The organism is Streptomyces sp. NPDC046215 (assembly GCF_040646215.1).
In the GTDB taxonomy this organism is placed as follows: Bacteria; Actinomycetota; Actinomycetes; order Streptomycetales; family Streptomycetaceae; genus Streptomyces; species Streptomyces stramineus.
In genome coordinates this window covers 73,176-98,721 of sequence record NZ_JBEYZW010000005.1, presented here as the reverse complement: position 1 = coordinate 98,721, position 25,546 = coordinate 73,176, and the positions used below count along the sequence as shown (strand labels likewise).

The 25,546-nt window shown below is 73.6% G+C and carries 21 protein-coding genes; 15 read left to right on the top strand and 6 right to left on the bottom strand.

Annotated features, from left to right (window positions below; all coding sequences use genetic code 11):
• Nucleotides 1-137: 137 nt before the first annotated feature.
• The 4 genes from ABZ951_RS03655 (at nt 138) to ABZ951_RS03640 (ending at nt 6,042) form a co-directional block, all read left to right on the top strand.
• On the top strand, nt 138-935 hold the full coding sequence (locus tag ABZ951_RS03655) for an MgtC/SapB family protein (protein ID WP_344085710.1): 798 nt from the start codon (nt 138-140) through the stop codon (nt 933-935).
• Nucleotides 936-1,602: 667 nt separating this feature from the next.
• Nucleotides 1,603-2,601 carry a hypothetical protein gene (locus tag ABZ951_RS03650; RefSeq protein WP_344085707.1) on the top strand — a complete coding sequence of 333 codons (999 nt, stop codon included), beginning with the start codon at nt 1,603-1,605 and terminating at the stop codon, nt 2,599-2,601.
• Nucleotides 2,602-3,042: 441 nt separating this feature from the next.
• Nucleotides 3,043-4,113 (top strand): hypothetical protein, encoded by a 1,071-nt coding sequence (locus ABZ951_RS03645; RefSeq protein ID WP_361278790.1) that lies wholly within the window; start codon nt 3,043-3,045, stop codon nt 4,111-4,113.
• Nucleotides 4,114-4,248: 135 nt separating this feature from the next.
• A complete protein-coding gene (locus tag ABZ951_RS03640) occupies nt 4,249-6,042 on the top strand; it encodes a prolyl oligopeptidase family serine peptidase (protein ID WP_344085701.1) in 1,794 nt (597 codons plus the stop codon).
• A 278-nt stretch (nt 6,043-6,320) separates the two neighbouring features.
• Here the strand turns inward: ABZ951_RS03640 and ABZ951_RS03635 are convergent, their stop codons facing one another.
• From ABZ951_RS03635 to ABZ951_RS03625, 3 genes are read right to left on the bottom strand one after another with little or no spacing between them, the layout of a single operon-like run.
• Nucleotides 6,321-7,043 (bottom strand): RraA family protein, encoded by a 723-nt coding sequence (locus ABZ951_RS03635; protein WP_344085699.1) that lies wholly within the window; start codon nt 7,041-7,043, stop codon nt 6,321-6,323.
• Between the two features lie 47 nt (nt 7,044-7,090).
• Entirely contained in the window at nt 7,091-7,399 is a 309-nt protein-coding gene (locus ABZ951_RS03630; RefSeq protein ID WP_344085696.1) for an AzlD domain-containing protein, read from the bottom strand.
• Nucleotides 7,396-8,037, bottom strand: coding sequence for an AzlC family ABC transporter permease (locus ABZ951_RS03625; RefSeq protein WP_344085693.1), 642 nt, complete (start codon nt 8,035-8,037; stop codon nt 7,396-7,398). The genes ABZ951_RS03630 and ABZ951_RS03625 overlap by 4 nt, the downstream gene beginning before the upstream one ends.
• 200 nt (nt 8,038-8,237) lie before the next feature.
• Here ABZ951_RS03625 and ABZ951_RS03620 point away from each other — a divergent pair, with 200 nt between their 5' ends.
• From ABZ951_RS03620 to ABZ951_RS03590, 7 genes are all read left to right on the top strand, one after another.
• The gene (locus ABZ951_RS03620; RefSeq protein ID WP_344085690.1) at nt 8,238-8,792 is read left to right on the top strand and encodes a CGNR zinc finger domain-containing protein; all 555 of its coding nucleotides are present in this window, start codon (nt 8,238-8,240) and stop codon (nt 8,790-8,792) included.
• A gap of 418 nt (nt 8,793-9,210) precedes the next feature.
• A complete protein-coding gene (locus ABZ951_RS03615) occupies nt 9,211-9,429 on the top strand; it encodes a hypothetical protein (RefSeq protein WP_344085687.1) in 219 nt (72 codons plus the stop codon).
• Nucleotides 9,430-9,576: 147 nt separating this feature from the next.
• Nucleotides 9,577-10,380 (top strand): HlyD family efflux transporter periplasmic adaptor subunit, encoded by an 804-nt coding sequence (locus tag ABZ951_RS03610; protein ID WP_344085684.1) that lies wholly within the window; start codon nt 9,577-9,579, stop codon nt 10,378-10,380.
• 86 nt (nt 10,381-10,466) lie between these two features.
• Entirely contained in the window at nt 10,467-12,608 is a 2,142-nt protein-coding gene (locus tag ABZ951_RS03605) for an NHLP family bacteriocin export ABC transporter peptidase/permease/ATPase subunit (protein ID WP_344085681.1), read from the top strand.
• A 1-nt stretch (nt 12,609) separates the two neighbouring features.
• Nucleotides 12,610-15,459: an NHLP bacteriocin export ABC transporter permease/ATPase subunit gene (locus ABZ951_RS03600; protein WP_344085678.1), complete on the top strand. Its 2,850-nt coding sequence runs from the start codon at nt 12,610-12,612 to the stop codon at nt 15,457-15,459.
• A gap of 120 nt (nt 15,460-15,579) precedes the next feature.
• Entirely contained in the window at nt 15,580-15,714 is a 135-nt protein-coding gene (locus tag ABZ951_RS03595; protein ID WP_344085675.1) for a hypothetical protein, read from the top strand.
• A 43-nt stretch (nt 15,715-15,757) separates the two neighbouring features.
• Complete coding sequence (locus tag ABZ951_RS03590) at nt 15,758-17,248, top strand: HEXXH motif-containing putative peptide modification protein (RefSeq protein ID WP_344085671.1); 1,491 nt, start codon at nt 15,758-15,760, stop codon at nt 17,246-17,248.
• 50 nt (nt 17,249-17,298) lie between these two features.
• Here ABZ951_RS03590 and ABZ951_RS03585 read toward each other — a convergent pair whose 3' ends face one another.
• Nucleotides 17,299-18,015, bottom strand: coding sequence for a response regulator transcription factor (locus tag ABZ951_RS03585; RefSeq protein WP_344085668.1), 717 nt, complete (start codon nt 18,013-18,015; stop codon nt 17,299-17,301).
• Between the two features lie 367 nt (nt 18,016-18,382).
• Between ABZ951_RS03585 and ABZ951_RS03580 the strand changes: the two genes are divergently transcribed.
• The gene (locus ABZ951_RS03580) at nt 18,383-19,375 is read left to right on the top strand and encodes a hypothetical protein (protein WP_344085665.1); all 993 of its coding nucleotides are present in this window, start codon (nt 18,383-18,385) and stop codon (nt 19,373-19,375) included.
• Nucleotides 19,376-19,390: 15 nt separating this feature from the next.
• Here ABZ951_RS03580 and ABZ951_RS03575 read toward each other — a convergent pair whose 3' ends face one another.
• Nucleotides 19,391-20,587 (bottom strand): nitric oxide synthase oxygenase, encoded by a 1,197-nt coding sequence (locus ABZ951_RS03575; RefSeq protein WP_344085663.1) that lies wholly within the window; start codon nt 20,585-20,587, stop codon nt 19,391-19,393.
• 182 nt (nt 20,588-20,769) lie between these two features.
• Between ABZ951_RS03575 and ABZ951_RS03570 the strand changes: the two genes are divergently transcribed.
• The 3 genes from ABZ951_RS03570 to ABZ951_RS03560 all read left to right on the top strand — a co-directional run bounded on the left by ABZ951_RS03570 (nt 20,770) and on the right by ABZ951_RS03560 (nt 24,264).
• Nucleotides 20,770-22,401 (top strand): AlkA N-terminal domain-containing protein, encoded by a 1,632-nt coding sequence (locus ABZ951_RS03570; RefSeq protein WP_361278778.1) that lies wholly within the window; start codon nt 20,770-20,772, stop codon nt 22,399-22,401.
• A gap of 70 nt (nt 22,402-22,471) precedes the next feature.
• Nucleotides 22,472-23,020 carry a methylated-DNA--[protein]-cysteine S-methyltransferase gene (locus ABZ951_RS03565; protein ID WP_344085657.1) on the top strand — a complete coding sequence of 183 codons (549 nt, stop codon included), beginning with the start codon at nt 22,472-22,474 and terminating at the stop codon, nt 23,018-23,020.
• Nucleotides 23,017-24,264 (top strand): MFS transporter, encoded by a 1,248-nt coding sequence (locus ABZ951_RS03560; RefSeq protein ID WP_344085654.1) that lies wholly within the window; start codon nt 23,017-23,019, stop codon nt 24,262-24,264. Before ABZ951_RS03565 ends, ABZ951_RS03560 begins: the two co-directional genes overlap by 4 nt.
• Here the strand turns inward: ABZ951_RS03560 and ABZ951_RS03555 are convergent.
• Complete coding sequence (locus ABZ951_RS03555; RefSeq protein WP_361278773.1) at nt 24,204-25,541, bottom strand: alanine racemase; 1,338 nt, start codon at nt 25,539-25,541, stop codon at nt 24,204-24,206. The genes ABZ951_RS03560 and ABZ951_RS03555 overlap by 61 nt on opposite strands.
• Nucleotides 25,542-25,546 lie beyond the last annotated feature (5 nt).

The following is a 25,546-nucleotide window of genomic DNA, read 5'->3' as shown; positions in this document are numbered from 1 at the left end:
GAGTCCCCTGGGGTGCTCCGGCCTGCCCCGGGCCGGCACACGGACGCCGCTGCCGCGCCCTCACCCACGTCCGGCGGTTCAGCACCCGGCCGTGACCGGCCGATAAGAGAGACACAACACGACGAGAAGGGTGGATCGTGGCCATCGTCAACGAATGGCACATGGCGGCCAACATCGCGGCCGGCCTGGGTTTCGGTGCGATCATCGGACTGGAGCGCCAATGGCGGGCCCGCATGGCAGGGCTGCGGACCAACGCGCTGGTGGCGGCCGGATCCGCCCTCTTCGTCCTGCTCTCGGAGTACGGCTTCTCCACCGCGACGAGCACGGCCGGCTACGACGGCTCACGGGTCGCCGCGCAGATCGTCTCCGGCATCGGCTTCCTCGGCGCGGGCGTCATCATGCGGGACGGATTGAGCATCCGCGGCCTCAACACCGCGGCCACGCTGTGGTGTTCGGCGGCCGTCGGCGCCCTCGCCGGAACCGGTCTGTACATTGTCGCGGCCCTCGGCACGACAGGCGTGGTCTGCGCCAACACCCTGCTCCGCCCACTGGCCCGGGGCCTGGACCGGGAGCCGCGCGGGGGAGCGGAGGTGGTCACGGACTACCACTTCGAGGCCGTCTGCACCGCGCCCGAGGAGGCCCACATCCGCACCCTCGTCGTCCAGGCCGTGGCCCGTCCGGGCTTCCGGCTGCACTCGGTGTACAGCCGGGACGCGGAGACGGAGGGCAAGGTGACCGTCGCAGCCGACCTCACCACCGAGCGGCGGGACGACAGCCTCCTCGAAGAGGCCGTGAGCCGGCTGTCCCTGGAACCGGCCGTCTCCGCGGTCAGCTGGACGGTGCTCCAGGGGCCGGACGACACGGCTGACGACGACACCTACCCGGCCGCCGGGCGGGCGCGTCGACGGGTGCGCAACCTGTTCACCGGGCGCTGACCCGTCAGACCGCCTTCCCGTGCTGCAGCTGTCGGACCGTCAAATTTCTTGTCTCAGACACGAGTTCGCGATTTCCGGACACAGTGAACGCCGTACGGCAGCGATTCTTCCGGTGGTCCGGCGGCCTGCGTTCGTGCCGCGCGGGCCCCGCCATCGTCCGATCGCCCGACCTGAGCGGATTGGTCAGTGATTCACGTCACACCGGGGCTCGCTGCCCCGCTTCCTGCGGTCCTTGCCCCGTAGGTATGCCAACGCCTGTCGATCATGGCTGAAAGCGAGTCGGCAGGCGTGTCGCCGCCCCTGGAGGGTGGTCGGACGAGGGTGGGCGCGCCGGCCTCGGAATAGATCATTCTGGTATGGGGCGAAAGCCGCGTCACCGGATGAATAGTGAGATTACGGACGGCCGTGGCCCGGCGGGCCGGTGGGCGAACTCCCGCGAGACCCCTGCCAATCCGGACCAATGGTATGTAGGCCGCAATGCGGTCAAGTGAAGGTTTAAACCCGCACGCAATCCAGCCGATGTACCTGATCGTATTGCGCGGACTTCCCGCCGTACGGTTTTCTAACGACAGGTCAGCAGCCACCTGGGGGTAAGCCCGATATGGCAATTAAGATCAATCCCGCTCGGTTCAGCCAGTTCGGTCCGGCCGAGGGAAGCGTCTTCTGTTTGATTACCAATCAGGAGACGGAAAAAGAGTTCGAGATCGTCAAGGACGCCCCCTATAAGGAGTACCGGACGATCATCCTGGGGCCCGGCGACGACTTTGAGAAAATGCTCGCCGAAGAAACGATTCCTCAGGAATCGCACTCGTTGGTGATCTCCCCGTACCGATTCTTCGAGTCCCCGTCGGAGGAGGCGCTCGGCCCGCGGCGCAAGCTCATGGGCATGGCGTGCAATTCCACCCCGACCGACCTGGAGATCATCCGGCACTTCATCGGAGTGATCGAGCGCACCTCGGCACAGGAACAGGCCGAGTTCAGCGACCGGTTCTTCGAGCTGGCGGAATCCACGGACCACCTGGTCTATGTCGACGAACGCCATGGCACCCGAGCCGTGCTGGACCACCTCGCCGACGACCTGGTCTGGAACCAGCAGGCCGGCCCGCTGGAGTGGGGCGAGCAGCAGATCGTCCCCTCGGGCGAGATCAGCGTCCTGCCGATGCAGATCGTCGAATTCGACGAGAGCCTGCACCTGCCGCTGGAAGGGGACATCGCTCTGCGCGGATTCCCCATCCTGCACAACGGCACCCCGTCCTTCACCCGCAAGGACCAGGCGCGCCTGCAGGGCAAGCTGGCCGGGCTGGAGCACGAGGCGGTGATCGCCCAGGTGCGCAAGGGCTCGATCACCTCCCTGCGGCCGCACCGCCCCGCCGGCGCCCCGGTCGCCAAGACCTTCGAGGCGATGTTCGAGATCGACTCCCGCTACACCCTGGTCTGGGAGATCGGACACGCCCTCAATACCAGCCTGGACATCCTGCCGGGCAACCACGCGATGAACGAGGTGTACGGAGGCGACCAGGGCTGCCTCCACTGGGGACTCGGGCTCACGCCCTTCACCCAGTACCACCTCGACATCATCTCGCCCGACACCACCGTCTACACCGAGAGCGGTGAAGTGGTGCTGGGCAACAAAGGCGGCGCTCCCAGTGTCCGTATGGCCGGCTGACCGGCCGTCACCGGACGCGGGGGAGCGCTCGAAAGAAAAAATAAACAACGGCGGGAGGTGGCACCCATGAAGAAGACCATCAAGGTTCGCAAGAACAGCAACTACCTCGGGACCCTCCTGGGCTGATTCCCCGGGACCCGGCCGCTGATATTGCGAGAGGGGGTGTTCTCCATGAAGAAGACCATCAAGGTTCGCAAGAACAGCAACTACCTCGGGACCCTCCTGGGCTAATCCCCCGGGACCCGGCCGCCGCGAAGGGGAGAGGGGGTGTTTCCCATGAAGAAGACCATCAAGGTTCGCAAGAACAGCAACTACCTCGGGACCCTCCTGGGCTGACCCGAGTAACGGGCTGGTCCGCTGACACAGCCCAGTGCGAGGCGGGTCGAGGTGCTGACTCGACCCGCCTCGCCGAGACGCAATATACACATCTGGGGGTGTCGCGTGATTGTCGTCCGTCCTGAGAGCTACCGCCAGTTTCCGGCAGGCCGTCACCAGTTCGTGCTCGTCCTGGAAAAGGCGCTCGCCGACTCCTTCCAGATCGAGTCCGCACAGCGTTACGAGAAATGCGCCACCGTCGCCGTGGAGCCCGGCCGCCCGCTGGCGGACGTCCTGCGGTCCGAGGTGCCCGAGGGATCCGACGTCCTGGTCATCGCCGGAACGGACGCCCTGCTGACGGCACCGACCGTCGAGATCGGCCCCGGGCGCACCGTCGCCGCCCTCCGCATGGGCACCGGCCCGCTCGCGCTCGACCAGACGCGTTCCCTGCTGGAAGCGCTGGAGCGGACCGACCCCGACGAGGTGGAGCGCCGGGCCGCGAAGCTGACCGCCGCCCTGGAGACCGCGGGCGGAGTGCAGATCGAGGACCCGCTCACCGGATCCGTCGCGAAGCTGACCACCACCCACCCGAACTGGACGCGCTCCGACCTCGGGGTGTTCAAGCCGGGCTCGGTCCAGCTGGCCCCGACGGGCCGGCTGCGGCTGGGCGCCGACACCACCGGAACGGCCTTCTCCGGCCAGGTCGCCGTCAAGGGCTGGCCGGTCGTCCGCAGCCGCACCGACGGCGACGCCCGCCGCCACGAGCTGTACGAGCAGCTGACGGGGCTGTCCCACTACCCGCTCGTCCTCACGGTCGAGGACGGGGAGGTCACCGACCTCAAGGCCGCCGCCACCGGATCGGGCACCGCCGCCGCGGCGCTGGAGAGCCTCTTCGCCGAGCACCCGGACCACTCCATGGTGTCGGGCATCGAATTCGGCCTCAGCACCGCCTCGCAGCCGCTGCCGTTCAACACCGAGGCCAACTCCGCCTCCGCGGGCAAGGCGCAGGCGTCCGTCCACCTGGTCCTGGGCTCCCTCCCGCAGACGCCCTACCAGCTGACGCTGGCCTGTTCGACGAGCACGGTCACCGCCGCCGGGAGCACCGAGCCGCTGGCCGGCACCGGCACCGAGGCCGGCGGCGAGCGGCCCCGGCGGCGCATGAACCGCGTCACCGCGGCCAACTGCGGCTGTCACTGACCCGCCACCGCCGGTCCGGCCCGAGGGCCGCACCGGCGGTTCCGGCTGCCTGGTGCCCCACCCTGCCCGAAGCCCGCCGTTCTCCTGTCGCGGGAGGGCGCGGGCACCCGACGGAGCCGTAGGAGAACCCCACCGATGACCGCACCCCGGCCGCAGACGGCGGACACCCCCCTGTGGGAGCAGCGCTTCCGCGCGCCCCGCTTCACCCTTCCCGCGTGGGCCAAGAGCGCCCCGCAGCGCTGTGTGTTCGTCGGCGACGCGTCCGGCGTCGCCCAGGTGTACTGCTGGGACCGCGCGGCGGGCACCCTGCGTCAGGTCACCGACCGCCCGTCGGGCACGCAGCAGTGCGCGATCGAGGCGTCCGGCGAGGCGGTGTGGTGGTTCGCCGACGCGGGCGGCGACGAGTACGGCCAGTGGATGCGCCAGCCCTTCGAGGGCGGACCGGACGAGCCCGCCGTGCCCTCCACCGGCCTGTACTGGCCCTCGGGGCTGGCCGTCGGGCTGGGCGGCCACGCCCTCCTCGGCTGCTCGACCGAGGAGGGCGTCGCCGTCCACCTGGTGCTGCCCGGCGGTTCGGCCCGCACCCTCTACCGGCACGACGAGCCCGCCTTCGCCGTGGACCTCTCCCGCTCCCTGGACCTGGCCGTCATCGCGCACAGCGAGCGCGGCGACCTGTGGGACCTGGGCGTGCGGATCCTCGCCGCCGCGGACGGCTCCACCGTCGCCGATCTCGCCGACGACGAGGGCGGCCTGGAGGCCGTCGGCTTCTCCCCCGTGCGGGGTGACGACCGGCTGCTGCTCCAGCACCAGCGGAACGACCGCTGGGAACCGGTGATCTTCGACCCGCGCACCGGCGAGCGCACGGAGATCGGCCTGGGCCTGCCCGGCGACGTGTCGGTGGAGTGGTTCCAGGACGCCCGTTCCCTGCTGGTCGTCCACGACTTCGAGGCCCGCTCGACCGCCTACCGCTACGACGTGCGCGGCGGGGAGCTGACCCGGCTGGAGACCCCCGCCGGCACGATCGAGCACGCCCGCACCCGGCCGGACGGCGACGCCTGGCTGCTGTGGTCGAGCTCCGCCCGGCCCCCGCGGTTCCGCGGCCTGCTGGCGGACCCCGGCTTCCCGGCCCCGCACCGGGTGCCGCCGCTGACGACCGAGGCCCGCGACCTGTGGGTCGACGGCCCCGGCGGCCGCATCCACGCCCTGCTGAGCGTGCCCGACGCCGGACCCGGCCCGCACCCGGCGGTGTTCCTGCTGCACGGCGGCCCCGACGACCAGGACCAGGACGCCTTCGACCCGACCGTCGCCGCCTGGGTCGACCACGGCTTCGCGGTGGTGCGGGTCAACTACCGCGGATCCACCGGCTACGGCCAGGCGTGGACCGAGGCCCTGCGGGCCCGGGTCGGCCTCACCGAGCTGGAGGACGTCGCCGCCGTGCGCCAGTGGACGGTGGACCAGGGCATCACCGACCCCGGCCGCCTGGTGGTGGCCGGCTGGTCGTGGGGCGGCTACCTCGCCCTCCTCGCGCTGGGCGTCCAGCCCAAGGACTGGGCGCTGGGGCTGGCCGGCGCGCCCGTCGCCGACTGCGCGGACGCCCACCACCAGGCCATGGAGGAGATCAAGGCGCTCGACCGCAGCCTCTTCGGCGGCTCGCCCGAGGAGGTCCCCGAGCGCTACCGGGACGCCTCGCCCGTCACCTACGTCGACGACGTGTGCGCGCCCGTGTTCATCTGCGCCGGCACCAACGACGCCCGCTGCCCCGTCGAGCAGGCCCGCGCGTACGCCGGCCGGCTCGCGGAGCGCGGTGTGCCGCACCTGTTCCACGAGTACGACGCCGGGCACAGCGTCACCGCCGTGGAGGAACGCGTGGCGATGTTCCACCGCCAACTCGACTTCGTCCGTACGCACTTGCCCACGGCCTCTTCCTGAGCGTCCTGCACCATTGCGAACGTCCGCCTTCCGGGCCGTTCTGCGGGTCCCGGTCCGGCCCCCGGCGGCGGGGGTCCACCGAGGGCCGGGCCGGGGCCCGCAGAACGTCCTGCCGGACGAAACCGCCGACGAGGAGACGAGGAACCTTCCATGGACACGCTCACCCCCGGCGGAGCCGGGCTCTGCCCCCGGGACGGAGCACCGCAGTGCGGGCCGCAGAAGCGGCGCACGACGATGCTGCGCGGCGGCGGGTCGCTCGCCCATGGCGGTCAACTCGACTATTCCAGCGCTCCGTTCACCCGGGCGAGATGGGACCGGAAGGTGTAGCCGGGGTCCTCCCGCCGGCGGGCGAGGTACTGCTCCCAGCCCAGTTGGTCGCGCAGGCTGATCCCGCGCAGGGCCAGATCGGCCTGGATCCGCTCGGCGCGGACGATCCCGCCGGCCGTGGCCAGCACGCCTTGCCGGGCCGCCGCGGGAACGGTCAGGACCCCGTCGGCGTCGGCCACCACCGTGTCGCCGTCCCGCGCCTCGAAGGGGGGCGTCCCGGCCGGCGGCGCCTCGTCCCGCGGGCGCTGCCGCGGCGACGCCGGGCAAGGGCCGAGGCTGAACACCGGCAGGCCGATCTCGGCGAGTTCGTCGGTGTCCCGGTGGCAGCCCCACACCAGCAGGCCCGCGACACCGGCCAGCCGGGCCTCGATGGCGACGAGGTCACCCACGCACGCCTCGTCCGTGCGGCCGTCGTTGTCGATGAGCAGGACCTCACCGGCCACGGCGGCGTCCAGCCCCTCGAAGATCGACACCACGCCCTGGGTGTGCCGCACCCGGCGCAGCGGTCCGGTGCAGCGCATGCCCGGTGCGGCCGGCCGCAGCGGCACGGGCGGCACGCCGAGGGGGACGCCCAGGCGGACGGAGGCGTCCCACAGGGCCGCGGTGGACGGGACCTCGGCGCCGGCGGTGCCGTCGTCCCGGAGGACCTCGGTGCCGGTTCCGGTGGTGACCATCGGGATCTCCCTGGGGTTCGGGGTCGGGGCGGCGGGGGTGCCCGCCGTCAGGTCGCCAGCCGGGTCAGGGCCGTCGCGGCGGCGCCCAGCACCACCACGAGCAGGGTCGGCCACTTCCGCCACACTCCGAAGGCGCCCACCACCAGGCCCACGGCACGGGCGTCGATCACCAACGCCTTGCCGTCACCAAACATCTGGGTGGCGATCAGCGCGGCCAGGAGGGTCGGGGCCATCAGGGTGACGACCCGCTGCATGGCGTCCGGCAGCTCCTCGCCGCCGAGCAGGACCGGGCCGGTGGCCTTGAGCACCATGGAGACGGCCCCCACCAGGAGCACCGCGAGCCATACTCCGCTCATCGCTTCCTCAACCCCAGCAGGCAGGCGGCGGTGGCCGCGATCAATGGGACGCCCGGCGACGCGAACGGCACCAGGGTCAGGGCGATGGCGACTCCCAGTACGGAGGCGGCGAGCGCCTTGCGGCTGGTGATCTGCCCCTTGAGCAGGGCGATGAACAGGACGGGGGAGACCACGTCCAGGCCGAAGCGCTCGGGGTCGCCCAGATAGCGCGCCCCCAGCAGCCCGACCGCCGTGCCGCCCACCCAGGCGGCGTAGACCAGGACGCCGGCGCCGAGCAGCCGCCCGCGGGAATAGCGGCCGTTGCCGATGTGGCCCACGGCCCAGGACTCGTCGACCACCAGTTGGGCTGACAGGAAGCGTTTGAGCACTCCACCGGTCATCGCCGGCGCGACGCTGATCCCGATGGGGAGGTACCGGGAGTTCAGCAGGACCGCGGCCACGATCGCCGCGGCGATCCCGCCGCCCGTGCCCAGCACCGACGCGGCGGCGAACTGCGCGGACCCGGCGAAGGTGGTCAGGGACATCACCAGCGGGGCCAGGACCCCCATGCCCGCGGCGCGGGCGACCATGCCGAACGACACGGCGAAGCAGAACACGGCCACGGCCAGGGGGACGGCGGCCCGCAGCCCGAACAGCACTTCCTCCCGGAAGCCGGCCGGGGGAGAATGGGTGTCCGCTGTCGAGACAGGGGTGGGTAATGCCTTTTGTGAATCCATCGAGCCCTCTGCTTCGGAGCGGGCAACAGGGTGCGGCGCCGCGCCACCATGCGTGCGGTGGCACCGACAGGAAGCCATAGTACGGAGTCATGGTGCGGTTTACTAGTTACTCAGAGGCTTCGGTGACGCTGGCTGAAGACCTGGTCAACACCTACAACATCGTGCGAAATATCGAAAAACTGCCGGAAGTTGACGGGCTGTCGGCCCTGTTCGCCGACCACGGCATGTCCCCCGCGGCCCCGCTGACCGAGGACGACCTCGCCGCCGCCCACCGGCTCCGGCCCGTCCTGCGCGAAGTCTTCGACGCCCCCGACGCGCCGACCGCCGTCACGCTGCTCAACCGCGTCCTCGCCGAGCACCACGCCGTGCCCCACTACACGGACCACGACGGCTCCTGGCACCTGCACGTCGCGTCCCCGGCCGCGTCCCCGGTCGACCAGTACGCCGCCAATGCCGCGATGGGCCTGCTGGCCGTCGTCACCACCAGCGGAACGGAGCGGCTGCACGTCTGTGTGGGCAACCGCTGCGCCGAGGTCTTCGTCGACACCTCCCGCAATCAGTCCCGCCGCTTCTGCTCCCCCCTCATCTGCGGCAACCGCGCCTCCGCCGCGGCCCACCGGGCCCGCCGCAAGGCGGGGGACGCGCAGGCGGCGCAGGCGGGCGCGTCAGCGAACTGAGGCGCGCCGCGCGGCCCGGGCTGTACCCCGGGTAACAGCCCCTTCACCGGCTGTCGCTTCAGCAAATCTCCACAACTTTTGCCCGGTCGCTGCGCAGCCCCCGCAGTGCTTCTCGGTATGCCCGGTTATGCCCGGCGCGCTTGATGCGCGTGTGTCCGTCTATGTTCCGCGAGGGCGCGGGAGGGCGGATATCTGTTACTCGATCCTGTGAAGGACTTGTAATGATTCGGCGAATAAATGAGAAAGGCCGTCACGGAAACGGTGCGTCCGCCCGCCGGCAGGCATGCGCGGAGTTGGCTGTGCTGCCCGTCCGCGTGCTTATATCTGCGCACCGCAGCGGTTCTCCGGACGGTGGTCGATTCCGACCGGGACGCTGTGGCCTTCGATAAACAGCCGGACCAATGAAAGGTGCGCACACATGCGTGACAACATCGAGACCCGTGAGATCGCCGACGCAGAGCTGGACGCCGTCTCCGGCGGTATCGCCGCGGTGTCCGGCGGCCTCGTCGGCGCCGTGACCGGCGACGTCCACAACCTCGTGGACTCCCTGCAGACGGTGCACGCCGCGCAGGCCCTCCCCGGCCAGGTCGCGGGCATCGCCGGCGTCCACACCCACGCCGGTGTCGCCGGTCTCTGAGCCGCAAGGCCCGTGAACCCCGGAGCCCGCGCGGCCCGGGGTTCATGGCTGCCCCGGCCCCGGCCGCTCTTTTCGCCCAGATAATTCGGCACCCGTTTAACGGTCGGCCCCCACCGTTCGGGGCGAATGCAGTAGAAGGAATGGTTCGTGCAGTTCCGTAAAAAGGCACTCGCCAAGCTGCAATCACCCGAAGAGCTCGACGTGCCCCTGCGCTATGCCCGCCCGCAAGGCCGGCTGGTGCTGGCCGTAACGGTCGCCGTCATGGCGGCAGCGGCCTTTTGGGCAGGTACCGGATCGGTTTCTTCCAAATTGACCGCCTCCGGCATTCTCACCCATTCCGAAGGTAGTTACCTACTGCAAACCCCCTTTGCCGGACAAGTCACCGGAGTCCTCGCGAAGGAGGGCGAGCTGCTGCCCCCGGGCGCACCCCTGCTGGAGGTCGCCACCGACCGGGGCAGCCGGACGGTGCGCGCCGTCGCCGGCGGGCGGGTGACGACGCTCTCCGCCAGAACCGGCGCCGTCCTGGCCACCGGCGCGGACGTCGCGACCGTGGAGAAGGTGCGCGACCCCGGCGAACCCCTGGTCGCCCTGCTGTACGTCACCGGCGGAAGCGCCGCGGCCGTCCCCGTCGGCGCCCGCGTCGACCTGGACGTCCAGTCCGCCCCCCGGCAGCGGTTCGGCGTGCTGCGCGGCCGCGTCCGGGCCGTCGGCCGCACCCCGCAGACGCCGGCGCAGCTCACCGGCTTCCTCGGCGACCCCCGGCTCGCCGCCCGGTTCACCCGGCAGGGCAACCCCGTCGCGGTGCTCGTCCAACTGGAGCGCGCCGGCACCCGATCCGGCTACCGGTGGTCCTCCGACGACGGGCCCCCGTACACCGTCGACTCCACCACGCCCGTCACCGCGGCCGTGCACCTTTCCGCGCAGCGCCCCGTCGACTGGCTGCTCCCGTGACCGCCCACCGGCACGCGCCCCGGGCAGGCGCGCGCCGCCGCCCGTCGCGCGGCAGGCCCGCCCCCCGCGGCAGGGCGCCCCGGGCCGTGCGCACCCCCACCGTGCTGCAGATGGAGGCGGTGGAGTGCGGCGCCGCCGCGCTGGCCATGGTCCTCGGCCACTACGGCCGCTTCGTTCCCCTGGAGGAGCTGCGCATCGCCTGCGGCGTCTCCCGCGACGGCTCCCGCGCCGGCAACCTCCTCAAGGCCGCCCGCGGCTACGGGCTGAACGCCAAGGGCATGCAGATGGACCTGGCGGCGCTCGCCGGGGTGAGCCCGCCGGCCGTCCTCTTCTGGGAGTTCAACCACTACGTCGTCTACGACGGCCAGGGCCGCCGCCTCGGCCGCCGTGGCGTGTACGTCAACGACCCGGCCAAGGGGCGCCGGTTCGTCCCCATGGACGAGTTCGACGCCTCCTTCACCGGGGTCGTGCTCACCTTCGAACCCGGGGAGGGGTTCCGCCGCGCCGGCCGCAAGCCCGGTGTCGCGGACGGGCTCGCGGCCCGCCTGCGCGGCACCTCGGGCACCCTGCTCGCCGCCCTGCTCGCCAGCCTGCTGCTGGTGGCCGTCGGCGCGGCCGTGCCCGCGCTGAGCCGCACCTACATCGACATGTTCCTGATCGGCGAACAGACGTCCCTGCTGGGCGTCCTCTTCGCGTCGATGGCCACCGCCCTGGTGCTCACGGGCACCCTCACCGCCCTCCAGCAGGCCAATCTGCTGCGCGGCCGCATCATCACCTCCACCCTGGGCAGCGCCCGCTTCCTGCGGCACCTGCTCAGGCTCCCCGTCACCTTCTTCTCCCAGCGCAACCCCGCCGACCTGATCCAGCGCCTGCAGTCCCACGACGCCGTCGCCGAGACCCTCGCGCGGGACCTCGCCGCCGCCGGCGTCGACGCGGTGGTCGTGGTCCTCTACGCGATCCTGCTGTGGACGTACGACCCGCAGCTCACCGTCGTCGGCATCGGCATCGCCCTGCTCAACGTGGTGGCCATGCGCATCGTGATCCGCCTGCGGGCCACCGGCACCCAGAAGCTGCGCGCCGAGAGCGCCCGCCTCACCAACACCTCCTACAGCGGCCTGACGCTCATCGAGACGATGAAGGCCGCCGGCGGCGAGAACGGCTTCTTCCGCCGCTGGGCCGGCCGGCACGCCGTCACCCTCGACGTGCAGCAGCGGCTCGGCGTCCCCAGCGCCTGGCTGGCCGTCGTCGCCCCCACCCTGGCCGCGCTCAACAGCGCCCTCATCCTGATGATCGGCGGCCTGCGGGCCGTCGAGGGCCACCTCTCCGTCGGGCTGCTCGTCGCCTTCCAGGCCCTGGTCACCAGCTTCACCGCGCCCCTGACCCGCCTCAACGGGACGGCCGGGCGGATCCAGGACTTCGCGGCCGACGTCGCCCGCCTCAAGGACGTCGAGAACTTCCCCGTCGACCCCCTCTTCGCCCGGCGCGAACCCCCCGCCGGCACCCGCCGCCTCAAGGGCCGCGTGGAACTGGAGAACATCACCTTCGGCTACAGCCCCCTGGACGCCCCGCTGCTGAAGGACTTCTCCCTCTCGGTGGGCCCCGGGCAGCAGGTCGCGCTCGTCGGCGGCTCCGGCAGCGGAAAGTCCACCGTCTCCCGGCTGCTCTCCGGCCTCCACACGCCCTGGGAAGGCACCATCCGCATCGACGGGATGCGGCTGGAGGACATCCCGCGCGGCGCGCTGGCCGCCTCCGTCTCCTTCGTCGACCAGGACGTCTTCCTCTTCGAGGGCACCGTCCGCGACAACGTCGCGCTGTGGGACCCCTCCCTCACCGACGAAGCCGTCGTCACCGCCCTGGAGGACGCCGCCGTGCACGACGTGGTGGCCCGGCGCCCCGGCGGCATCCACAGCCGCGTCGAGCAGGACGGCCGCAACTTCTCCGGCGGCCAGCGCCAGCGCCTGGAGATCGCCCGGGCCCTGGTGCGCCGCCCCAGCGTCCTCATTCTCGACGAGGTGACCAGCGCGCTGGACGCGGCGACCGAACAGATCGTCATCGACAACCTGCGCCGCCGCGGCTGCGCCTGCGTCGTCATCGCCCACCGGCTGAGCACCGTCCGCGACAGCGACGAGATCGTCGTCCTCGACCGGGGCACGGTCGTCGAACGCGGCCGCCACGAGCACCTGGTGGCCGCGCGCGGCGCGTACGCCGCCCTGGTCAAGGAGCATTGAGGTGACCTTCCCGCACCCCACCACGGCCACCGGCCCACGGCCCGCCCCCGACCCCGTCGTGGCCGCCCTCGGCGGACTCGGCTCGGCGGTGGACTGCGCCGGCCTGCGCACCCTGCCCCTCGAAGGGCCGCTCGTGCTGTGGCTCGTCGTCGACGGCGCCCTCGACCTGTTCGCCGTCGACGCCGCGCAAGCGGGCCACTGGCACTTCCTGGGCCGGCTGGAGACCGGCACCCTGCTGCTCGGCCCGGCCGAAGGCCCCGGACACACCCTCGTCGCCCGCCCGCTGCGCGGCTGCCTGCTGCGCCGCATCGAACTGCGCGAGCTCTACCGGCCCCCGTACGAAGAAGACGCGTACGCCGAGCAGGGGCCGTACGGGTACGCCGCCCCGGCGCCGAGCCCCCTGGAGGACGCCTTCGCCCGCGGCATCGGCCGCGGCCTGCGCGTGCTCTACCAGGCACCGCTGGACGGCCGCGCCACCACCGCCCACGCCGGGGCCGACGACGACATCCTGTGGATGCAGCTCGCGCCGGGCAGCGTGCGGTACGGCGCCGCCTACGAGGCGGAGGCCGCCGGAACCCTCCTCGTCGACCCGGCGGTGTGGCAGGGCATGGTCGACCAGCAGTACCGCCTGCTGTACGCCCTGGACGACTGGATCGAGCAGCTCGAACGCGCCCACGAGGACCGCACGGCGGCCGGCATCGAGGCCGGCGAGGCGGCCCGCACCCGGGCGGACCGGACGCTGCTCGCCTCCATCGGCCGCCCCGGCCGGTCCCCCCGGCACGGCACGGACGACGACGCGACCCTCGCCGTGTGCCGCCTGGTCGCCGACGACGCCGGCATCACCCTGACCGACCCGGGGGCGGCGGGCGCCGGCTCCCAGCGCTGCGACCCCGTCGAACGCGTCGCGCTCGCCTCCCGGATCCGCACCCGCGCCGTCGCACTCGACGGGCGCTGGTGGCGGGAGGACAGCGGCCCCCTCGTCGGCCGCCGCGCCACGGACGGGGCACCCGTCGCCCTGCTGTGGCGGCGCGGCGCCTACGAGGCCGTCGACCCCGCCACCGGCACCCGGCAGCGCGTCGGCAAGACCGGCGCGGCCGCCTACGAGCGGCGCGCCGTCATGTTCTACCGCCCCCTGCCCGAAGGGGAGCTGAGCCTGTGGCGGCTGCTGCGCTTCAGCGTGCGCGGCACCCGCGGCGAGCTGCGCGGCCTCGCCGTGGGCGGCCTCGTCGCCGTCGCCCTGGGCGCGCTCGTCCCCATCGCCACCGGCAAAGTGCTCGGCGCCTACGTACCCGCCGCCGAGACCGGCCTCATCATGGCGACCACCCTCGCGCTCGTCGCCACCGCCGTCGTCTCCGCCGCCTTCATGCTGCTCCAGAACATCTCCCTCCTGCGCCTGGAAGGCCGCATCGAAGCCACCTTGCAGCCGGCCGTGTGGGACCGGCTGCTCCGGCTGCCGACGACGTTCTTCACCGGCCGCTCCACCGGCGAACTGGCCGGCGCGGCCATGGGCGTCAGCGCCATCCGCCGCGTCCTGTCCGGCATCGGCCCGGTGACCGTCCAGGCCGGCACCGTCGGCACGATGAACCTCGTCCTGCTGCTCGTCTACAGCGTGCCCCTGGCACTGGCGGCCCTCGCCATGCTGCTCGCCGTCGCCGCCGTCTTCCTCACCCTCGGGCTGTGGCAACTGCGCTACCAGCGCCGGCTGATCGCGCTCGGCAACAAGCTCAACAACCAGGCGTTCCAGACCCTGCGCGGGCTGCCCAAGCTCCGCGTGGCCGCCGCCGAGAGCTTCGCCTACGCCGCCTGGGCCCGGGAGTTCGCCCGCACCCGCGAACTGCAACAGCGCATCGGCCGCGTCAAGAACGCCGTCGCCGTGCTCAACGCGGTCTGCCTGCCGCTGTGCACCCTCGTGATGTTCATGCTGCTGGCCGGCCCGGCCCGCGGCACCATGTCCGCCAGTGAATTCCTCACCTTCAGCACGGCCGTGACGATGCTGCTGTCCTCGGTCACCCAGCTGACCGGCGCGCTCATCTCGGCCGCAGCCGTGCAACCGATGTTCGAACAGCTCAAGCCCATCCTCCGCGCGGCCCCCGAGGTCCGCGCCTCCAGCACCCCACCGGGCGAACTGAGCGGCGCCGTCGAGGCCCGGCAGCTGTCCTACCGCTACACCGACGACGGCCCGCTCGTCCTCGACGGCGTATCGCTCCAGGTGCGGCCGGGCGAGTTCGTCGCGATCGTCGGGGCCAGCGGCTCCGGCAAATCGACCCTGCTGCGCCTGCTCATCGGCTTCGACAAACCGGCCTCCGGCAGCGTGCTGTACGACGGCCAGGACCTCGCGGCACTCGACCAGGCGGCCGTCCGCCGCCAGTGCGGCGTCGTCCTGCAGGACGCCCAGCCGTTCTCCGGCTCGATCCTCGAATGCATCTGCGGCGCCGAGGCGTTCACCCCTGAGGAGGCGTGGGAGGCCGCCGCGATGGCGGGCCTGGCCGAGGACATCAAGGCCATGCCCATGGGCATGCACACCATGCTCTCCGACGGCGGCGGCACGGTGTCGGGCGGCCAGCGCCAGCGGCTGATGATCGCCCAGGCCCTCGTCCGCAAGCCGCGCGTCCTCTTCTTCGACGAGGCCACCAGCGCGCTGGACAATGAGGCCCAGCGCGTGGTCATCGAGTCCACCCGCGCCCTGCGCGCCACCCGCGTCGTGATCGCCCACCGGCTCTCCACGGTCATGGACGCCGACCGGGTGATCGCCATGGCGGACGGCCGGGTCGTCCAGCAGGGCCCGCCGGCGCAACTCCTGGCCGACACCGGCGGCCTGTTCCACGAGCTGGTACGGCGTCAGCTGGGATGAGCGCCCCCGCCTCCGGGGCGGGACAAGAACCGGGACAGCGGTCCCATCCCGGCGGGACGGGAACGCCGGAGAATGCTGTGCCATACATCGAAGCCGTACACCGAACGAAAGGGACGGCACATGCTGGTCGACCACCTCGACGTACCCGACCTGCCCCCTGCGGCCTACCGCGAAGAGGAGGCCCCCGACGTAGCCACCGACTCCCCGGCGGAGCGGGCCTGGCTCCCCTCCTACCAGGCGGCCCTGACCGCCTGACCGCTCGCCCGTGCGCCGCCTGACACCGAGGGACGGTTCGCCGTTGCCCGACTTCCCCACCGTCGGCCCCTCCGCCGCTGACGCGGCGGTCCGGGCCGACACCCTGCTCTGCGCCGACCGGCAGTTCGGCGACTCCGCCGCCATCGACCAGCGCAACCTCGCCCGCTTCCGGCTGGGGCTGGCCATGCTGGCGCGCAAGGACGGCACCGACGCGCCGGCACTGCGCACGACGGCCGCCCGGACGGACGAGCGCCTGCGCCCGCTGCTGTACGACCCCGTGCTGCGCCACTGCTTCGAGGACGACATCCTCCGTCTGGAGAACGGCACGCTCGACCGCGGGGCGCTCGGCGCGCACCTCGCCGGCCTGCCGGTGACCGACGCGTCCTCCACGGGGCCGTGCGAACGCCTCACCCGGCCCCACCGGCGGGCCTGGCCCGGCCTCGGGGACGCGTGGATCCTGACCGAGCCGGCGCCGCGCGGCACGGCGGACGGGAAGCTGGGCGCGCGCCTCATGGAGCTGTACCGCGGCGCGCTCGCCGACAGCCGGGCACCAGGACCGGTCGCTCCGACGGACGCCGCCCGCGCCACCTTGCGGGAGGGCGCGGAACTCCTCGTGGCCCTGATGCCGGAGACCGGGGCGAGCGTGCTGCGGCACGTCAGCATGGTCGGATTCGCACGCCGCGAGAGCCGGGAAGGCCCCCTCCAGTCCATGTCCGGCGGCGACCCGCTCCCGTCCTCGCTGCTGCTGGCCCCCGAGCGCTGCGCGACCCCGTGGCTCGCCGCCGAGAGCCTCCTGCACGAGGGCTCCCACCTCAAGCTCTTCGACGCCCTGCGCACCGGCTCCGTGGTCAGGAACGCCACGGAGCAGGTCCCGATCCCGTGGCGCACAGGCTCCTGGACCGTCATCCGGGTGTTCGTCGCCCTCCACTTCTACGTGCACCTGCTGGTCCTCCGGGCCGCGGCGGCCACGGCCGGCGCGGCCGTCCGGCGGAGATTCGGCCCGCCTCCGCCGGCCGAGGCCCTCGACGAGCCCACCCCCGGCACCCCCGCCGCGCGGCAGGGCAGGTACCGGACCGGCGCGGAACGGGCCCGCTACCTCGCCGGACGCGTCCTGTCGCTGCCGGACGAGGCGCTGACCGAGAACGGGCACCGGCTCGCGCGCCTGCTCCTCACCACGCTCCGCCTCGTGGACGCTGACGCACCACCGCCCCGCGACCGGCCCGCGGCAGCCGGCCCGCGGCCGGGGCCCGTGGGGCCCGGCGGCACCCTCCAGCGGGTCACCCCCGTGGACGCGTGTGCCCTGCCCGCCCTGGGGCAACTCCTCGTCAGCACGGCCGGTTCGGCCCGCATGCACTGGCTCAACTCACGTGCCTGGACGGTCTACTCGCTGTGCGACGGACGCGACCTCGACTCCCTGTACGCGGCATACGCCCGCGCGGCCGGCCTGTCGGCCGGCTCGGCCGAGGCCGGCCGGCACGTGAGCGACAGCGTGCGCCACCTCGTGGCCTCCGGGCTCGTCACCCACGCCCACTGACGCTCCCGGCCCGGCCGGCCGATGCGGATCACACTTCACCGCGGCTCCGCTCACCAGCCGGAGCCGGCGGCGGCGGTACCCGGGCCGGCGTCGGGGCGAGCCGCCTCCGGCCCCGCCAGCCGCACGGAAAGAATGGCCTCCGAACGGCTCGAAGCGTGAATCTTCGGCAGGATGGCCGAGACGTAGTTCCGCACGGTCTTCTCCGATATGAACAACTCCCGCGCTATCCGCCGGTTCCCGTAGCCGAGCGAGACCAAGCGCAGCACCTCCCGTTCCCGGTGGGTGAGCGCCGGGAACGGAAAGGTCTCGGCGGTTCCCGCCAGGCGTACGAGCAGATCGGAGAGATCGCCGCCGGCCCGGGGGCCGAGGGTGACGCAACCCCGCCGCACCGCGTGCACGACGCACAGAACGTCCGCGGTCTCCGCGTCCTTCAGGAGATAGCCCGTGGCGCCCGCCATGAGCGCGGACAGCAGAAGACGGTCGGCGTCGTGCTGCGGGGACGCCGTGGCGATCAGCCGCGTCGCCGGGCAGCGGCGGCGCAGCCGCTGGAGCAGCCTGATCCCCGCGCCACCGGGCAGGTCGAGGTCGACGAGGACGACCTCGGGCTTCTGCTCCAGCACCGCTCGCACGCCCGCGTGCGGATCCCCGGTCCCGGCCGGGACGGCGCATCCGTCACCCTCCAGCGCGGCACGCAATCCCCGCAGGATCAGGGGAATGCTCTCGATCACCACCACCCGTGGACGGGTATCTCCGACCGTCTCGGCCATTCCTGCCATCCTCACACCCGGGCCGGTGCGAGGCGCGACGAGGCGCCGTTCCCCACACCGCCGCTCGATTGTCCGCGCGAAAGCGCGAATTCCCGTGGCCGGTCCGGCGCTCTCGCCGCACTCTATATTCGATCCTCCGGCGCACGCTCGGCCGCGCGGGGCTCCCCGGCGGGCACGGGGCCGTACGGGACAGGCGGCCCGGGTACTCCGGCGGGGCCCCCGGGCGGGCGCCGAGCACCCCGTGAACCGCCCCGCCCGCTGCATTCCCCGGCCGAAATGCCCTCCAGGGCGGCGAAATCGGCGACCGCCGCTGGGAGAATGCCCCCGCTTCGTCCGCAGCGTCTCCACCGCGCAGGAAGAGGAACTCATGGAAATCGTCGACGACTTCGGATTACCCGTGGCGGCCGTTCGCCCCGAGGATCTGGATCACGAACGCGCCCCCTGGACGGGGCTGGAGCAGCCTGTCGCCGTCGTGCGGATGACGAACCCGCCCCCGGAGATGTGGGACGAACTGGCCCGCCGCGGTTTCGTCCGCAAGCCGGCCACCCTCACCTGGGTGGCCCGGCTCGGCGAGAGCGAGGACGCCTTCCTCGGCGGAATCCCGCACAAGAGCCGCCAGTACGTCCACCGGGCGCGGCGGCGGATGGCGGCGGAGGGCGTCCGGGAGGTCGTCGAGGACCGGGTGTCGGCGGCCGCTCTCGACCCCTTCCTGGACCTGTACGAGGAGCGGATCGCCGCCATGCGGTACGGCGTGGCGTTCGCGCGGCGGTTCCGCACGGCGATCCTGGAGGGGCCGGAGAAATACTTCGGCGTGTTCCTCTACCGTGCGGACGAACTGATCGGCGGGTGCCTGGCGCTGGAGTGCCCGGACGAGAGCGCGATCCGGATCCGCTGGTCCGCCGTCACCGAGCCGGCCCGGCGGGCGGGCTATCCGCGGCCGGTGTACTGCACCGCCCTCCAGGTGGCCCGCGAGAAGGGGTACACGTGGGCGACCCTGGGCGACGACCCGAACCTCTACGGCCACCTGGCGCAGCCGGGCCTGTTCACCTTCAAGAGCCGCATGGGTTTCGAGGCCGTGGCCTCGCAGGACTTCGCCGACCCCGGCGCGTGGGACGAGGCCGACCTGGTGCTGTCCCTGGACCGGCTGTCGGGCCCGGCGCTCATGCTCGAATACGCGGACGGGACCGGGCTCGGGACCGGCCCCGCCCCGGGCGCGCTGACCGCCGCCCACCCGGGCAACGGCCGCCCGGCGCGGCGCCTCCTGCGGGCGCGTCTGGTGATCGACGCGCCTGTCGACGTGCAGCAGTTCTCCGCGGCGTTCCTGTCGGGGACGGTCGTCGGGCCGGTGGCGCGGGGCTGATCGGGGGGCCGGCGTTCACCCGTGGGACGCCGGGCACCTGCGCGCCGGCACCCGGGTGCCGAGGCGGGGGTCCGGCTGCGGGCTGATGCCGCGGGCCCGCAGCCGGGCGGGCTCGTCGAGGTGGAAGTCGGGCCGGGGGCGGTCCTCGTCGTAATAGCGGTGGAAGACGGGGGTGAGGGCCCCGGACATGGGCGGCACGATCCACGACCAGTCCGCCGGGCAGGACCGGCCCGCCAGTTCCTCCCTGGCGAGGTGCCTCAGGAACCGCTCGGACTCCGTGTGGTGGTCGCTGATCGTCACCTCGGCGCTGTCGAAGGAGTGCAGGACGGCGCGGTTGACCTCCACCAGGGCCTGGTCGCGCCAGAGGGTGCGGTCGCTGGAGGTGTCCAGGCCGAGGCGGCGGCCCACCTCGGGCAGGATGTCGTAGCGGTCGGCGTCGGACAGATTGCGGACGCCGATCTCCGTGCCCATGTACCAGCCGTTGAAGGGCGCCGCGGAGTAGGAGACGCCGCCGATCCGCAGCCGCATGTGGGAGATGGCGGGCACCGCGTACCAGCGCAGGCCGAGGCCGGCGAACCAGTCGAGGGACGGGTGGACGATCGGGACCTCGAGGACGTCCTCGGGGGGGATCTCGAACATGCGCAGGCCCTCGTGCCTGGTCTCGATCAGGAGCGGGAGCACGTCGCAGGGGCCGCCGGAGGGCTGCCAGCCGAGGCGGACGGCGAGCTCGGCGATCCCGTAGCCCCGCGGGTCCCCGGTGTAGCCGCCGTCGAACTTCTGGTGGCCGGCGTACCGGACGAGCTGTTCGTTCCAGATCAGCACCGGCGGCCCCGCGGCGTCGTCCGGCCCGAAGACGGTGAGGACCGGCCGGATCCGGCCGCCGTTGGTGGCGGTCCGCAGGTGGGCGAAGCACTCGGCGGCCACCTCGGCGGCGTCCGTCACGTGCCGGCGGTCGCGCACCTGGAGGCTGCGCCAGTAGAGGCGCCCGATGCAGCGGGCGGAATTGCGCCACGCCACGCGGGCGCCGAAGGCGAGCTCCTCGGCCGTGTGGCGGTACGTTCCGGTCTTGTCGATCTCCCGGCGCACCTCGGCGAGCCGGGGGTACAGCAGATCGGTTCGGCCGACCTCCCGGTGGTACTGGCGGACGAACCCTTCCGCCTCGCCGAGGTCGACCACGCGCCGCGCGCCGCCTCCCCCCTGACGGTCTGTCATCGGACTTCCTCACTGCGGCCTTTCGGCCGGCCGGTACGGCGGTGCGGGACATCCTGGAGCGGTTTCGAGCCGACGATCATTTTAATCGCCCCGGTCCTCCGCGGCCATGCCGTACCGGGCCCCGCATCACCCTGTCCGATTCCCGCCAGACGCGACGGCGCGAGGAGGGCCAGAATGTCCGCGTGCTGGATTTCGAGACCTCCTACCGGGCCATGGCCAGCAGAGACTCCCGGTTCGACGGGACCTTCTACGTGGCGGTCACCACGACGGGCGTCTACTGCCGCCCGGTGTGCGGCTCGCGCACCCCCAAGAGGGAGAACGTGCGCTTCTTCCGCATCGCGGCGGCGGCCGAGGCCGCCGGCTTCCGGGCCTGCCGCCGCTGCCGCCCGGAGGTCCACCCCTCCGCCCCCGAGTGGAACGTGCGCGGCGACCTGGTGGCCCGCGCGCTGCGGCTCATCGCGCGCGGCGCCGTGGACGAGATCGGGGTGGCGGGCGTCGCGGCGCAGCTCGCCGTGAGCGAACGCCACCTGCACCGCCAGCTCGTCGCGGAGGTCGGCGTCGGCCCGCTCGCCCTGGCCCTGAACCGCCGCAACCAGGTGGCCCGGCTGCTGATCGAATCCAGCGCGCTGCCGCTGCTGGACGTCGCCTTCGCCGCCGGGTACTCCAGCATCCGCCAGTTCAACGACGGGTTCCGCGCCGCCTTCGGCTGTTCGCCGCGCGAGCTGCGCCGGGCCGGCCGGACACGGCCCGGCGGGCAGGGCGGGGCGCCGCCCGACGGGCCCGGGGCGCAGGCCGGGCCGCTGGTGCTCCGGCTGCGCTACCGCCCGCCGCTCGCGGCCGGCGCCCTGCTCTCCTGGTTCCGGGACCGGGCGCTGCCGGGCGTGGAGGAGGTCGGGGACCGCCGGCTCCGCCGGGCCCTGCGGCTGCCGCGCGGCAGCGGCCGGGCCGAGCTGGACCTCACCGGCTGCCGGGCGGACCGGGACGCCGGACACCAGCAGGTGACCGTGCGGCTGTGGCTGTCGGACCTGCGGGACGTCACCGCCGCGGTACGGCGCTGCCGCGATCTCCTCGACCTCGACTCCGACCCCGCCGCCGTGGCCGGGACGCTGGGCGCCGACCCCTTGCTGGGTCCGCTGGTCCGGGCGACGCCGGGCCTGCGCGTGCCGGGCAGCGCCGACGGCTTCGAGCTGGCGGTCCGGCTGCTCACCGAGCAGTACCTGCCGCCCGCCCGGGCCGGGCAGCTGTGCGGCTGGCTGGTGGCCCGCTACGGCGATCCCCTCACCGCCCCGGACGGCGGGCCCGCCCCCCTGTTCCCGTCCCCCGCGGCCCTGGCCCAGGCGGACCTGACCGGAGCCCTCGCGGAGACGGCCGCACGGGCGGCCACCGGACAGGCCGCCGCAGGCCCCCACGCGGATACGGCCACCGCCCGGCCCGCCGCCGAACCGGGCGCGCCCGGCCCCGGCACGTCGGCCGCGTGCGCCGGTGTGCGCACGCTCGCCGGTGCCGTGGCCGGCGAGAAGCTGTCCCTGGAGCGGGACGCGGACCGGGAGGCGGCCGTCGCCGCGCTGTGCGGGCTGCCCGGTGTCGAGCCGTGGACCGTCCAGCGGATCGCGATGCACGTCCTGGGCGACCCCGACGCCTTCGACGCGGGCGAGCCGGCGGTCCGCGCGGCGCTCCAGGCCCTGCCCGTGGCGCCCGGCTCCCCGCCCCGCGACCCGGACGGCCACGCCCACCGCTGGCGCCCCTGGCGCTCCTACGCGGTCATGCACCTGTGCTCCGCGGTCCCGCCCCCCACCGGCCGGCAGCCCGGCTAGCCACCCGCGCGGGCTCGCGCTCCTCCCGCCCCACCCGCCGGTCCTTTTCCGTCCGAAAGGCACGCCCACGATGGACACCACGACGGTGCCGACCCCGCTCGGCCCGTTCAGCATGATCACCCTGACCGGCGGGATCGTCGCCGCCGGGTTCACGGCCGACCCGACGGCGCTGCTGGGGGAACTGCCGCGGCCGTACCGGGACGGCTCGCCGCGGGCGCGCGAGGCGCTGGAGCCGTACACGTCGGCGGTGCGGGCCTACTTCGACGGGGCCGTGGCGGCCCTGGACGAGCTGCCCGTCGTCCAGTTCGGCAACGGCTTCCGGCTGGCCGCCTGGCGGGAGATGCGCCGCGTCGAGCCGGGGACGTCCGTCAGCTACCGGGAGCTGGCGGAGCGGGCCGAGCGGCCGGGAGCGGCGCGGGCGGCGGGCGCGGCCTGCGCGTCCAACCTGGTGCCGCTGATCGTCCCCTGCCACCGGGTCCGCCGCGCGGACGGGAGCCTGGGCGGCTACTACTACGGCCTGGACGTCAAACGGTGGCTGCTCGCCCACGAGAGCGGCGGCCTGCTCCCGCACGCCCCGGCACCGGCCGCCCGCACCGGGCAGGAGGGGCCGGGCCGGTGAGGGCGTACCTGCGGCTGCTGGGGTCCGGGGACTTCGGGCGGGTCTGGTTCGGCGCGTCGGTGTCGCTGCTCGGTGACGGGATGACGCTGCTGGCGCTGTCCTGGCTGGTCCTCAACGACGGCGGCACCGGGCAGCTCAGCCTGCTCGCCGTGTGCTTCACCGCCCCCGTGGTGCTGGGCGGGCTCGCCGTCGGGCCGCTGCTCGACCGGTTCGACAAGCGCGCCGTCCTCGTGGCGGACAGCGTGCTCCGCGCGGTGTGCGTGGCCTCGGTGCCGCTCGCCGCGGCCCTGGGGGACGTGCCGACGGCCCTGCCGTTCGTCGTCGCCGCGGTCTACGGCCTGTTGAAGATGGTGCCGCTCGCCGGGTTCCCGGCGGCGATCCCCCAACTGGTCGACGAGCCCGACCTGGACACCGCGAACGCGCTGGAGGCCCTCAGCTTCAGCGTGTCCACCGTGGTGGGCCCGGCGCTGGCCGGAGTGCTCGTCGGAGCGATGGGCGCGCCGAACGTGCTGCTGATCGACGCCGCCACCTACCTGTTCTTCGCGGTCGCCGTGGCGAGCGTGCGGCGCCCGCTGGCACCGCCCGGGCGACGGGCCTCCGCCGCCCGGGACGCACCCGGCGCGAAGACCTCGGTGCGGGTGGTGGGCCGCGACAAGGTGATCGTGGCCACCACGGTCGCGTTCATGGCGTTCAACGTCGCCGACGGCATGCTGCTGCTCGTCGTCGGCCCGTGGCTGGCGAAGAACGAGCTGGGCGGGGCGTCCGCGCTCGGTGCACTGATGGCGTCGCTCGCGGCGGGCGAGGTCGTGGGGGCGGCGCTGGCCGGCGGCCGCCGGGGCCGGGGATCGGTGCGGCGGATCGCGTGGTGCCAGGCGGGCGCGGCGCTGGGCTTCCTCGCCGTCCTCGGCGCGGCGCAGCCCGTGGTGGTCGGGGCCGGGTACTTCTGCGTCGGCCTGCTCAGCGCGCCGATGACGGTGTGGGCGCAGTCCCTGCGCATGCGCCGCATCCCGCCCGAGATGCACGGCCGCGCCTTCGCCGCCCTGCGCACCCTGATGCAGGGCACCACCCCGGTCGGCTCGGCCATTGCCGCACCGCTGCTGGTGCACGGCGGGCTCGGCTGGACCGCGGCGGTCATGGTCGCGCTGGCCGGGCTGCCGGGGCTGTGGCTGCTGCGGTACTCGGGTCAGGACCGGCCGCCCCCGGCCGGGGCGGCCGTGCCCGAGGAGCGCACCGAGGTCGGCTGAGCGGTCGTCCGCACCGCGGGCGGGTGGCCGAGGAAGCCGCGCACGGCGAACTCCCACCCGTAGGCCCCCGCCACCGGGAAGACCACGACGTCCCCGGCGCGGAGCCGGTCCGCGGTGATGCCCCGGGCCAGGATGTCCTCCGGGGTGCACAGCGGGCCGGCCAGGGACACGGGCGTGTTCCGCAGTTCCGGGCGCGGGCAGGGGTAGGGCCAGTGCGCGACGGGCAGCACGGCCGCCTCCACCGCCACCTCCAGCAGGGCGGGCAGCATGAAGTGGTTGATGCCGCCGGCCAGGAAGGCGAACCACTCGCCGGCCGTCTGCTTGAGGTCGGTCACCTGGGCCGCGTAGAAGCCGCAGTCCGCGACCAGCCAGCGGCCGGGTTCGAAGACGACCCGCACCCCGGGCGGCGGGGGAGCGGCGGCGAGCAGGCCGGTGAAGCGGCTCAGGTCGAAGGGTGCCCCGCCGTACGGCGGCACGCCCAGCCCGCCGCCCACGTCCACCACGCGCAGGTCGATGCCGTGCTCACGGGCGGCCGCCACCGACCAGCGCAGCCGGTCGAGCACGTGGCCGGCGTGCCGGTCGGCGTCGAGGCTTCCGGACACCACGTGGAAGTGGTAGCCGACCGGCTCCACGCCCGGCAGCCGGCGGGCGGTGGCGACGGCGTCCGGCAGCCGGTCCTCCCCGATGCCGAACTGGGTGGCCCGCCCGTCCATCCGCAGCGCCCCGTCGAGCGGACCCGTCGCGGAATTCACCCGGAGCACCACCGGCACCCGCCGCCCCGCGCGCCGGGCGGCGGCGTCCAGCCGGTGCAGTTCGAGCTCGCTCTCCACGCTGACGAACCGGGCGCCCGCCCGGACGGCGGCCTCCAGCAGCCGGTCCGTCTTGCCGGGCCCGGTGACGATCAGCCGGGCGGCGCCCCCGCTCGCGGCCAGGGCGGCGTCCGCCTCGCTCGCCGAGGCGACGTCCATCCCGTCCACGGCCGAGGCGAGGGCGGCGAGGACCGGCGGGAAGGAGTTGGCCTTCACCGCGTAGTAGACCTCCGCCCAGTCCGGCAGCCGCTCCCGCAGCTCGGCGGCCCGGCGGCGCGCCACGTCCGGCTGGTAGACGTAGGCGCACACCGGTTCGTCCGACGCGGCGGCGAGCAGGGCGTGCACGCGGCCGGCCACCGCGTCCGGCACCGCCTTCGCGGGCAGAGCCGGACGCGGGGCGCCCGCCGACCACTGCTGGGCCGGCCAGGGCACCGGCGCCGACGCGCCGGCGACCTGATCGGCACTCACCTGAT